This is a genomic window from Anoxybacillus sp. UARK-01, from assembly GCF_002075365.1.
Taxonomy (GTDB): Bacteria; Bacillota; Bacilli; order Bacillales; family Anoxybacillaceae; genus Anoxybacteroides; species Anoxybacteroides rupiense.
This window is the reverse complement of the sequence record NZ_NASY01000025.1, coordinates 26,778-39,605: the sequence shown is the minus strand read 5'-3', so window position 1 is coordinate 39,605 and position 12,828 is coordinate 26,778. Positions and strand designations below refer to the sequence as shown.

The following is a 12,828-nucleotide window of genomic DNA, read 5'->3' as shown; positions in this document are numbered from 1 at the left end:
AAACTCCTCCTCGTTAATCACTATACTTTTTGCTTCGATAAATAATAACGCCTCCCAAAACTCAAGTACAAAATTAGCTGAAGAAAAATATTCACCAACCCAAATTTCTTTTGCTGAACTAATATGAATTTTACCTATTCCATTTTGATAATAATCAATTGAAGTTAGTTCAGTGTAATCCCCATCTTCTGGATCGATAGGATTTAGGCGGAATTCTCCAGAGTTTTCTATGAAATAAAAAGAAGAAACACCCTTAAATATAATCTGATAATGTCCCTTAGTATCACTTACTTTAACTTTTAGACTAATCGTATGGTATAAAATATCAATATGAAAACTTTCGACTATGCTAGCCCACATTTCATTTAGTAAAGTAACTAATTTTTCCGAGCTCATACTAATTACTCACCCCATCTATCCTCTGTATTTATTAATCGCTCTCACAATTTGTTTATAGGATCTTCTCGATACGGTAATATGTGTGAGTTCCCTACGACTAGACCACTCACCATTTAACGTCAAAGAACCTCGACCATCTTTACTTATTCTAAAGTACGGTTTATTACGTACTCCACCTTTATTCATAACTCTTACAACTAGAGGTTTTCTACCATCCGGAATAGTTACCTTCCATCCATCGCCTTTAGTTCTTCCTAAAGTTCCGCCAAATGTTTTTGATACTTTTTTCGCTAGCCTATAAGTTTTTGAAAATTTACCTGCTTTATATGCTCTATACGCAATTTTGGCTCCTTTAAACGCCGCACCACCAACCAGTCCCACGCCAACGGCAATCGCCGCTGCTTTCCAACCGCCTTTTTTAAAGGCTTTATACCCATCATACGCCGCAAATCCCGCATTAATCGCCATCCACACAAAATGCCCATCCGGATCGACCATCATCACCGGATTGTTGTTCGCGTACGTATAGCCGTTTTGTGTGAGGATATCGTCCGAATCTCCCGGATCAGGGTCCATGGACAAGAACACGCCATGGGTTGGGTGGTAATAACGGGCGATCAAGTAGTAGAGTCCCGTCTCTTCATCATATTGGTATCCCGCATAGCGATACGGGTTTTCGGTTGCTAGGGCATCCGTTTGAGAACGAATTTGGCCCCATGTGTCGTACTCGTAACGGGCCACCACATTTCCTTGCGCATCTGTTAAGGCGATGACATCGCCATGCGCGTTATAGTGGTAAAAGTACGTGGCGTCGTCTTGTTTCATTGACAAGCGTACTTTAAACAAGAAGATATGTAAAATTCGGAGCAAGCCTCAAAAATTTTGCACATTATTTCCGAAATCCATCTGAAATAAATTGAAAAAGGGGGTTCTGAAATAATGTGCTAATCTACACCATTAACCATGGGTTTGCTTCTCAGAGGTCTATGCTTAAAATGCTCATAAATTCTTTAATTACTGTTTCAACTTCTTTTTTTATTTCAAAAGTCGATAGATCGATTATATATCCCTTTTTCTTTGAAAATAACGATTTACTGACATGCCAAATATGAATGTTCTCTATTAAATAACCGTCATCTTCATTACCAACTAATTTTCCACTTGAATCTTTAACCGCTAAGGAAATAAAGGAATAATAATAGGGTTCAAAGCATTGATCTTTTCGCATCCTGTGTTCTTTGCTACCTTTCAAGGCGGCCGCTTCATTAATTCTCTCTAATACCATATCTAAAATATAGCCGTTTTGCATGAAAAACTTTTGATAATGGTCAAGCATATCGGCAATGATTGTTTCAATTTGTTCTTCCAGTTCGAAAATTTGTTTTTTTGATAACTCATTTAGCTTGATGAATTTAAATTTTTGCTTCTTCATCATTAATTCCTCCTAATATAAAGGTGGAACTCAACAAAGTCCCACCTTATTTATTAGCTATGCTTTAATACGTTTTCCATACCATCTCCACCGTTTAGTCCCTTTACTATTTCTACTAAATTTCCCCTTAAAATAATTCCACCTATTCAACTGCCAGTGATAACCGTGATTATTATGAGGGGTATGAAATTCGAACGACTTATATGTGTACCCTTTTCCTTTAGGACTCCTCCATTTAACACCATAATATTCCTCTATTTTTCCAATCTTAATAATTCTTCCACCTCTTGCAGCCCAAACCAATACTTTTCCGGCTCCGCCCATAGCAGCACCAGTAATAGCTCCTTTTAAAGCACTTTTTCCTAGTTCTTTCCAAAATTTTTTAGATCGATAATTTTTTCCATTCTTCCAGACATATATGCCTGCATCAATAGCTGCACCACTAAGGGCTGATGCAACCAACCATGCAAAACGCCCATCCGGATCGACCAACATCACCGGGTTGTTGTTCGCATACGTATAGCCGTTTTGTGTGAGGATATCGTCCGCATCACCCGGATCAGGGTCCATGGACAAGAACACGCCATGCGTTGGATGATAGTACCGGGCAATTAGGTAATAGAGACCCGTTTCTTGGTCATATTGGTATCCCGCATAACGATATGGGTTTTCGTCTGCCATCTCACCCAATTGGGAAAGAAGCTGGCCCCATGTGTCGTACTCGTAACGAGCCACTACGTTTCCTTGCGCATCGGTTAACGCGATGACATCGCCATGCGCGTTGTAGTGGTAGAAGTAGGTGACATTGCCCTTTTTCATCGCCAACAGCTGGCCGTTTTCTCCGTATATATACGATTGTACCACATTTCCGCTTGTGTCGGTTTCATACAAGACGTTGAGGCTGTCGCCTTGGTAGTGGTAGTTCGTCACCACGCCATTCACGGTCTTTTGAATGCGGCGACCGTCTTCGTCATATTTGTATGTGACAAACGGCGCGCTTTCGCCTTTTCGAGTGATAGCGACAAGCTGATCGGCTTCGTTCCATTCATATTGGTACTCACTGTCTTCGGTCCGGTTGCCGTTCGCGTCATACGTGATCGTTTCATCGCCGAAACGAACCAATTGATTCGCCGCATTATAATCGGCCGTCGTCGTCGTCGATGATCCGTCTTTCGTTTTCACGACTTTCGTCCGGTTCCCGAATCCATCGTACGTATACTCGATCGTCGTTCCATCCGGCCATTGTTCGATCTTCAACTGATCGAGCTCATCATAGCTGTACACCGTGACGTCCCCGTTCGACGTTTCGATGCGGATTCGGTTGCCGTTTTCATCGTAACGGTACGTTTCCGCCAATAACTCAGTTCCGTTCGCCGTTCCCACCACCAGACTGTTCACCAAGCCGCGGTCGTCATACGTAAAGGTGGCACCCGCTTCATTTCCGGTGGTAAACGTGCGAACATGGCCTCTTTCGTCATAATCCAAACGGTACGTATACGTTCCATCTTGAACAACCGTATTTTGATCCAAGGCGTCGTATTGGTACGTAACCGTTTGGCTAAACGATCCGTGCGAGAATAGGAACTGTTGCAATTTATCCGAGGTGGTCGGATACGTCCATTTTTGGACTCCGCCGCGGTCGGATTGCTCTGTCACACGGTTCTTCTCATCAAACTTTCTAGTCTTCGTCGTGCCGTCTTTTAAGTATTGAACCGAAAGTTCATTCCCATTTTTATCATAACTAAATTCGTAATACGGGACGTTGTTGTAGGAAATGGTTTTGACTCGTTCCGTTCCGTCGTACGTCCATTGAATCGTGTTGCCTTTCGGCAAGACGGTTTTGATTTTATTGCCGTTGGCATCATACTCATTGGTTGTTACGTCATTTAATGGACCAACCGTTTTCAGGAGTTTTCCCGTCTTATCATACGAATAGGTAAATCCTTGTGACGGACCGCTGCTCGTTTGAATGACTTTCGAAGTCATGTTGCCGTTCAAGTCATAATCATAGTGGACAGACGTTCCATTCGCCAATAGGAGTTGTTTTAAACGATTGGATGGGTCATACTTGTACTGTTTTTGATGTCCCTTCTCATCATATTCACTTAACAGATTTCCTACGGCATCATAGCTCTTTTTCGTGACATACCCGGCTTCATCTGTTTCTTCCTCCACATAGTTGCCTTTGGCGTCATACTTGTTTTTCGTGACAACGTTTCCTTCCATTAAGCGAATGGCGTCAAACCAGACCGTTCCGGTGTAATTGCCGCGGAAGACAGCGGATAGGTCGATTTTATCCATTGGCTTGGAAGGCTGAATCGAAACGGCGGCACGGTTCCACTCTTGCGTGCCGATCGGAAAATCTGCCGTATACGTTTGGGTCGTTCCGTCGACAAAATACGCTTTCGCGGTAATCGAATAATCGCTTGGGCTCACTGTGCCATTGGCTTTGACATCCTGCGCTTTGGAAAGACCGGTGAGTGTCAGACGAAGCGGCGTATCACTCGAAGTTTGCCCTACGATCACGGTCTGCTTATATTCACTCGCGGACTGCGTGGTGCTCGTTCTCGATACTTTGAGGGAGTAAGACCCATCGAATGATTCCATATTGTCTACGCTTCCGCCCGTTCCGCTCCAATTCGCAACGTTTCCTTCAAAACTGCTATTTAATACTGGGTTGTAGCTCGAAGAAACCTGCGCTTCCTCGAATTGAACAGTATCAAACCACGCTTCCCCTGATGCGGTTGGTGATTGGTGATCGATCTCTAAATAGATGCGCACTTTCACCGCATTCGCAGGCGTCTTAAAGGTCAGTTGTCGATCCGTCCAAGGTCTTGTGCCCGTCAATTGGCTATAGCGATTGTCTATCCAAGAAATCCGGCGATTTTGGCTATCTAAAAGTTCGATATTAAAAAACGCATGGGCTTTCGTTAAGTTCGTTTTCATTTTTCCACTTAATGTATATGTGACGTTCGGTTTGATTGCAATTTCTTGGGTGGCCGCCACATAGCCCAGTTCGGTGGCAGGCGACGTGGAGTTCACCGTGATTTTTAGCGTTTTCCGTCCCGTCAATCCATTATAGACATTCGTATCTTCCTGTAACTGTCCAGAGTCATTCGAACGAAGCAAATTCCAAGCGGTCGTTCCCTGTTCAAAGCTAGGATTAGAGAGTAAATTCGTCGCACTACCTAATGTATCACTTTCCTCAATGATGTTGCCATAGGCATCGTACTTCGCTACAGAAGACGTTTTTCCCGATTGATCGGTTTCGGATACCGGATTTAAGCCATCATAGGCAATCGTGGTGGTATCGCCTTCCGTATCTTTCATGGAGACCACATCATGATTTTGGTTATACTGGTAGGTTTCCGTCCCATAACTATCTTTCGCCGTTAACACATTTCCGTTGGCGTCATACGTATACGATTCAGTAGGGTTCGCCGCCCCTTGGTCATTGGGATCGCGTGTTTCCTTTAAGTTATTTCCTTCGTAAACATAACGGGTCGTAATGTTTAAACCGCCGACATCCTCCACGATTTCAATCGGGTTGGCGGCCTCATTAAAGGTGTAGCGGGTTTTGCGGCCATTCGGTTTCTCCATGACCAGCTGCCGTTTCGTCGAATCGTAGCTTAATGTATACGTGTGATTCTCCGGGTCGATCACTTGATGGAGCCGGCCTCCGTCATATACGAACTGATTGACAACCGGCTTATCCTCCGTATGCGTCGGTTCGAATACTTTTTCCAACCGTCCCTGTTCATTATATTGGTATCTGGTGATTTCTCCGCCCGTTTGGGTCACTTTGGTTAACTGATCATTCTCATACTCATATGTGATGGTCCGGTTCATCGGGTCGGTGATTTTTTCAATTTTTCCGTTCGAGTTGTACTGAATATCCAGTTTTCTTCCGGACGCATCCGTGATAGACACTACCTTTCCATTGGCATAACCATAGGCGGTGGTATTTCCATGACCGTCCACGATTTTGGTTACCTTTCCATCTGTTTTTTGAAAATATAGCTTCGTTTGATCTTTAGTCGTCAGTATATATTCATTTGTCGTTTCACTTAATTCCAGGTAAACCCCTGTTGGCGCTTTATAGGTGCCATCGGATAATTTCGTAAATCGATGGAGCGTCCCATCTTCGTCTATAAATCGGGCTTCATTTCCTTGAGCCACAATCGTCATTTCCGCATCGCTATGCCATCCTTTTCCGAATAACCCGGTCGATGCGGATAAACTATTGTAGGTTCTTGTGATTCCAAGCTCCGGGCCTCTTCCAGAAATCAAAAGATCATCTTCGTCGATGATGAGATTTCCAGTGGCGGCATTGACGCTTCCGTAAGGAACATCAATGATGGACCAGTACTCTTCCTTCCCTAAATACTCATTCGCCTCCGGAATTTTCACCGTGAATGCGTTCCCAGAGAAAATCGTTTCCCCCTCGGCATTGTAGGCACTAAGCCGGAACCAATAACTGGTGCTTGTCGCATATTTCGTTCCCATTTTCGCATACATAGGCGAAGGATCTTTCGGCAGTTCGACTCCTTGTCCATCATGATGCAATGTTAACGTATTCGAATCGCCTTGTTCAATTTCCTGTGGCGTCGGCCAAATTCCTTTATTTTGTGTCGTCCAATGGTCTACATCTCCGACATCAAAGGCTTCATAGTAAAGCCCGTTAAACATCCAAACCTTGTACCCTGTGGCTCCCTCTATTTTGTCCCAGTCCAGCATCACATAACCAGATTGGCTGCCTACCTGATTGGCGTAAGCAAATCCAGAAGGGGCGGGCGGTACGGATAAGTCCGGAATTCTCGGCATATACGCCTCCGAAAAGACCGTTTCCCCTTGTGAATTATAGGCACTGACCCGAATCCAGTAGTTCGTTGAATTCTCATATCGCGTTCCTGCGTTGGCGTAGGTCCAAGAAGGATCCACAGGCAGTTCGGCCCCGCGGCTATCATTTAAATGCAGCTGATAGCGACCAGCGTCCACCTCTGCCGGAGTCGGCCAATATTTTTTCCCTTTGGTGGTCCACGACGTCACATTTCCGACGTTGAGCGATTCATAGGAGGCTCCATTAAAAATCCAAATTTTATATCCCGTCGCGCCACTCACCGGGTTCCATTGAACATCTATATAGCCGGTTCCATCTCCATTGGTATAGCTTTTTCCTGTCGGAGCGGATGGCTTCGCTAAATTCGGAATGGTGGGCATATAGGCCTCTGATACCGCGCTTTCCCCTTGAGGGAAGATCGCGCTGACACGGAACCAATAGTTCTTACTATTCGGATAGCTTCCTCCTGAATGGCGATAGACAGGAGACGGATCCACAGCTAATTCGGTTCCTAAGCCGTCCTGATGCAAATCATAGCGTCCCGCGCTGATTTCTGAAGCCGTCGGCCAAATCTTCTTTCCTTTCGTGCTCCAAGAGGTCACGTTTCCGACACTAAACGACTCATACTCTTTCCCGTTATAAATCCATACTTTGTACCCGGTTGCGCCCGGAACGGGATTCCATGATAGATCGACATAGCCGGTTCCATCCCCATTACTGTAGGCCGTTCCTGTCGGTGTATTTGGAACGGGGATCGTATACGTGACAGACAAATAAGGTTTATAGGTACTGTTCGTTCCAGAAACGACTTTTTTCCAATATGTTTGTCCGTTTCCGTTCGTATGAAGTTTCAAGCCATAATTCGGTTTGGTTCCAGCTGCCCATTCTTTGACCGTATTGGTGACATTCAATTGCGCCCATTGGTCCCTGGCGACATCGACCTTGCCGATATTGGTAGAAGAAGGCTGATTATTCCATGTTAAAGTGCTCGCCGACCACGAGCCGTTGACCGCGTCCAACCATAAGCCGGTGGCTGTTGTAGCATAGTAGGAGTGGGTCACATACACATTGAATGTAGCGCTGGTCACATTCATGTTCTTGACACTAGCAATATCCGGGTTTAAAAACCCGTAACACGTCCCTGTCGTTCCATCATAATAGCCTACTTTGAGCACATATTGTCCTTGTGCAGAGTCCCACTTACTCGAAGCAGAACTATAGTTCGTCGTCGGATACGCGCTCATCACAAAGGTATCCGTCGATAGCTGAATGGAAGTGCTCGGATCAATATAGACAGGATACACTCGCTTCGGATCTTTCAACCATTCTGGATCGGCCGTGACCGTTAAGATATACCCTTGATCATCCGGTTGAAGCTCATACGTGACCTGTTCAGACCGTTGCACCTCTCCTGAACGCTCATCAAGATTGGAATCGACCATAAAAGGCTTCGGCAGTTCAAACACCTTTTCTTTTTTCTGGTTGGTAAATAAAATGGAACCGTCCTCTTGAACGGCTGCGTGTAAGTCCGTTTTCAAATGAAATTTAAAACTATGATACCCATTAAAAGAACGAAGCACGATATCTTCTTTTGTCGATTCATTAAAGGCGATATTTTGTAAATCTATATGTGGAAATACATTTTTATGAAGAATTTTATTGTCTTTTTTCTGATAGGTAGCGACTACATCTTTGGCTCGGAGCGGTGGGACGCCCTCCCCCGATGCTTCGACAATCGAGTACGAAATCGAGGAGCCATTGTAATGAAAGGTCGCATATTCCCCGTTCACCATTTTTTTATAAAAATCCGTCTCGAGCATCGTACGATCCGTTTCCACCACATTGGGGCGATCGGAACGATCCATTAAACCTGGGGATATCTCTTCAAACCGTTTCTCCCCTTTTTTCTTTAGGTGAATCGGTTCAAAATAAATGTGCTTGGTAAACGTGCCGTCTCCATTATAGAATACCTTGGTTCTCTCGGTCCGTTGTTCCATAAGCTCCCCAGGCTGAAGCTGAAAGGAAGGAGCGGGCGGCACTCGGGACGGTGACGGCTTGGCGGTGTTGTCCGCCTGAGCGTGAATCGCTTCCGCCCACCCCTCCACTGGGAGGCTAGTCAAAATTAACAAAAAAGCCAGACTCCAAATGAACCATTTTCTAAGTTGTTTCATCCTTTTGCGTGGTTTCATCGTATTCCCCCTTTATCTGCCCATGGTTCAAAAACATTGTAGCGAGGAGAAAAGGGAGTGGCAAGATTTTTCGACAGACAAAATACGAGACATTTCGACAAAATTCAGTCCGATGATCCCTTTTCCTCCTATTCCTAATCTGGCCGGCCATTCCAGAGAAGCAGAATAAAAAAGCTAGCGTCTATTTAAACACATCAGACAAAAATAAGTTCTTACTACAAACATCGATAAACGAAAATTTATTTGGAGTGGTCAATGTTCTGAAATTAAAAAGAAAATGGCACGATCAATATTCACATTGATCTCCTTTCTGTATTGTATAAACTGTATTTTACAATCCCGTAGTGAATCAGGGAAAATATACTCGAATAGCTACCTTAGATAAGATGCAGATTCGCCATACAAAAAAGTGAAGGAGTGTTTATATAAATAGGAGGGCTGGATTGGATCGCTCTTTTGACCATTTACTTCATGAATAACATAAAACCAAAAAAACTGACTTATTCAATCTCGTACTGAATCGTACAGAATTCGTGCAAAATTTTTTCAAAAACTATGGGATTCTTTTGGATTCTCAAAAAATAAAAAACGACCGCAAACGCAGTCGTATCAAGGGTTTAACGATTTTTTATCCGAACCATTCGGATGTTGGAAATGGAGACGGTGGGAGTCGAACCCACGTCCAAAGATATCGCCACTTAAGCGTCTACGAGCGTAGTCGGTATATTTTGCTTTCGCCGCATCTTCCGCCTACCGACAGGCCTCCAAGCAGCTAGTCTGATTTGTCTCTTCCCGCGTCCTCAGACGGTGGACTTGGGCGTATCCCACTCACGATGAACCCCTGACCCGACCACATGGGCGATGGCGGGAGGAGTTAGCCGCAATTATTAAGCAGCTAAAGCGTAATTTTCTTTGCCAGTTATATTTAGGTGACGTTTTTACGAGGACGATCCCCTCGGCTCGCAGCTTAAGCTCGATCTATCCCTGTCGAATCCGTAACGTCCCCTCGTTCGATAAAGAGACATCGGAAAAAGCTTAAGCCATGAAATGAACTGGCATCGACATTATTTATTATACCATAAACGCTTCTGATTTCAATTGTCAACTTCTTCATTTACATTTTTTGGCGTTCACGGAAAGCTCGTTCGATTTCCCGTTTCGCTTCTTTTCGTTTCAGATCCTCACGCTTGTCATACTTTTTCTTCCCTTTCCCAACGCCGAGCAATAGCTTGGCAAAGCCGTTTTTAATATACAATTTTAAAGGTACAAGCGTATAGCCTTGCTCTTTTGTGTAGCCAATCAGCTTATTGATTTCCCGACGGTGAAGAAGGAGCTTTCTTGTGCGCAACGGATCGTGATTGTAACGGTTCCCTTGTTCGTAAGGGCTAATATGCATGTTATGAATGAACACTTCGCCTTTCTCCACTTTCGCGAATGAATCTTTTAAATTGACTTTCCCCGCGCGAATGGACTTAATTTCTGTTCCTTGCAAGACAAGACCCGCTTCATATGTCTCTTCAATAAAATAGTCATGATGGGCTTTTTTATTTTGAGCAATCAGCTTTCCTTCACCTTTTGGCATTGCGCTCGTCCTCCCCCTTATACAGACAAATGTTATTGTATCAAAAAAGCGAAAGAAGGAAAAGCCTCTTTGCCCAAGAGGCTTCGCCTTAGCGCTTTTTCTTCTTCTTTTTCTTCTTTTTTGCTTTAGCGCTTGGAAGATCTTCATAAAATTTCTTTTTTGTTTTTTTCTCTGGACGTCCGCCTTCTTTTGTTCGTTTTTTTCCTTTAATCACGACCGGCGCTGCTTTTGGTTCCTTGCGACGGCGCCCTTTCATACCGACAATTTCAAAATCGACGATGCGCTCTTCTTTATTGACGTTGATCACGCGCACCGTAATTTCATCGCCAATGCGATACATTTTCCCCGTTCGTTCGCCGATCATTGCATAGTGGTGTTCGTCATAGCGATAATAGTCATCTGTTAAATAGCTGACGTGCACCAATCCTTCGATCGTGTTTGGCAGTTCCACGAACAAGCCAAAGTTCGTGACAGAGCTGATGATGCCATCGAACTCCATGCCAATTTTGTCTTCCATAAACTCGGTTTTCTTTAAGTCATCTGTTTCGCGTTCGGCTTCAACCGCACGCCGCTCCATGTTGGAAGCATGCTCGGCGATGTCCGGCAGTTGTTCCGCCCATTTCTGCTGGGTTTGATTATCTATCTTGCCATTAATTAAATACGTGCGAATCAGGCGATGGACGATTAAATCGGGATAACGGCGGATCGGCGATGTGAAATGTGTATAAAATTCCGTAGACAAGCCGTAGTGGCCTAAGCTTTCCGCATCGTAGCGGGCTTGCTTCATCGAGCGAAGCATCACCGTCGATACGACCATCTCTTCCGGTTCGCCGCGCACCGCTTCTAAAATTTCCTGCAATGCCCGCGGATGAATTTGATTGCCGGTCCCTTTGACCACATAGCCAAAGTTGGTAATAAACTCAAGGAAGCGTTGCAGCTTTTCTGGTTTTGGGTCCTCATGGACGCGATAGATGAAAGGAACATTCATCCAATGAAAATGTTCCGCAACGGTTTCGTTAGCCGCAAGCATAAATTCCTCGATCAGTCGCTCCGCTACCGAGCGTTCGCGTAAAATCACATCATATGGCTTACCGTTTTCGTCCACTAAGACTTTGGCTTCTTTGAAATCAAAATCAATGGCTCCGCGGTTCATTCGTTTTGTACGTAAAATATCGGCAAGCTCGGCCATTAACTCGAACATCGGCACGAGCGGCTCATATTTTTTACGCAGCTCTTCGTCTCTGTCGACCAAGATTTTATTCACATCCGAATACGTCATGCGTTCCGCCGTGCGAATCACACTTTGGAAAATCTCGTGGCTGACGATGTCGCCGCGCTCATTAATTTCCATTTCACATGACAAGGTGAGACGGTCGACTTTCGGATTAAGGGAACAAATGCCGTTTGATAGACGGTGCGGAATCATGGGAATGACTCGATCCACCAGATAAACGCTTGTGCCGCGTTCATTTGCTTCTCGGTCAATCGGCGAGCCTTCCGTTACATAATGGCTGACATCGGCGATATGTACGCCTAATTTGTAATGGCCATTTTCTAGCTTTGTCACCGTGACGGCATCATCTAAGTCCTTTGCATCCGCGCCATCAATCGTTACAATCAACTGATCGCGCAAATCGCGGCGGTCTTGCAAATCTTCAGCGGAAATCGTGTCTGGAATGTTGTTGGCATGCGCGATGACTTCTTCAGGAAATTGCATGGGCAAGCCATGCTTATAAATAATCGATAAAATATCGACACCCGGATCGTTTTTATGGCCGAGAATTTGAATGATCTCACCCTCAGCGCTAATTCTTCCTTCCGGATAAGTGGTGAGACGGACGACGACTTTATGCCCTTCAACCGCCCCGTTTGCCGCATGCTTCGGAATAAAAATGTCATTGACAATCTTTTTATCATCGGGAATGACAAATCCAAAATTCTTGCTTTCCGTATAAGTTCCCACAATTTCCGTGACGCCGCGTTCAATAATGCGGACGATCGTTCCTTCCTTGCGCGCGCCTGAGGCATGAGGATTGATGCGGACAAGCACGGTATCGCCATGCATGGCATTTTTCAATTCAGAAGGCGGAATAAAAATATCATCAAGCAGCGGATCTTCGGGCACGACAAACGCAAAGCCTTTCGAATGCCCCGTCACCTTTCCGCGGACTAAATTCATTTTTTCCGGCACACCGTAGCGGTTGCTTCTTGTTCTGACTACCAGCCCGTCTTCCTCTAAGGAGACAAGCGCTTTGACAAATTCCTTAAATTCCGCTGCATCCTCAATTCCAAACGCTTCTTCCAATTCTTGAACGGTGAGCGGTTTATACGCTTCATCGCGCATAAACGCAAGCAGCCGCTCCGTTAATTGTTCCATCATGTTTCC

5 protein-coding genes, 1 other RNA gene and 1 pseudogene are annotated in these 12,828 nt (G+C 44.8%); all 7 read right to left on the bottom strand.

Going from position 1 to position 12,828, the window contains the following annotated elements; translation table 11 throughout:
* On the bottom strand, positions 1 to 396 hold a 396-nt coding region (locus B6A27_RS03060; protein WP_080860088.1), incomplete at its 3' end, for a YxiG family protein.
* A gap of 18 nt (positions 397 to 414) precedes the next feature.
* Positions 415 to 1,230, bottom strand: a pseudogene (locus B6A27_RS03055) (RHS repeat-associated core domain-containing protein); the annotation flags it as partial.
* A 145-nt stretch (positions 1,231 to 1,375) separates the two neighbouring features.
* Positions 1,376 to 1,834: a hypothetical protein gene (locus B6A27_RS03050; protein WP_139788055.1), complete on the bottom strand. Its 459-nt coding sequence runs from the start codon at positions 1,832 to 1,834 to the stop codon at positions 1,376 to 1,378.
* Between the two features lie 54 nt (positions 1,835 to 1,888).
* Positions 1,889 to 8,860: a DNRLRE domain-containing protein gene (locus B6A27_RS03045; protein WP_236631775.1), complete on the bottom strand. Its 6,972-nt coding sequence runs from the start codon at positions 8,858 to 8,860 to the stop codon at positions 1,889 to 1,891.
* A 652-nt stretch (positions 8,861 to 9,512) separates the two neighbouring features.
* Positions 9,513 to 9,866, bottom strand: a transfer-messenger RNA (tmRNA) gene (gene ssrA, locus B6A27_RS03040).
* A gap of 108 nt (positions 9,867 to 9,974) precedes the next feature.
* A complete protein-coding gene (gene smpB / locus B6A27_RS03035; RefSeq protein ID WP_044741426.1) occupies positions 9,975 to 10,442 on the bottom strand; it encodes an SsrA-binding protein SmpB in 468 nt (155 codons plus the stop codon).
* Positions 10,443 to 10,530: 88 nt separating this feature from the next.
* The gene (gene rnr, locus B6A27_RS03030; RefSeq protein ID WP_080860084.1) at positions 10,531 to 12,822 is read right to left on the bottom strand and encodes a ribonuclease R; all 2,292 of its coding nucleotides are present in this window, start codon (positions 12,820 to 12,822) and stop codon (positions 10,531 to 10,533) included.
* Positions 12,823 to 12,828 lie beyond the last annotated feature (6 nt).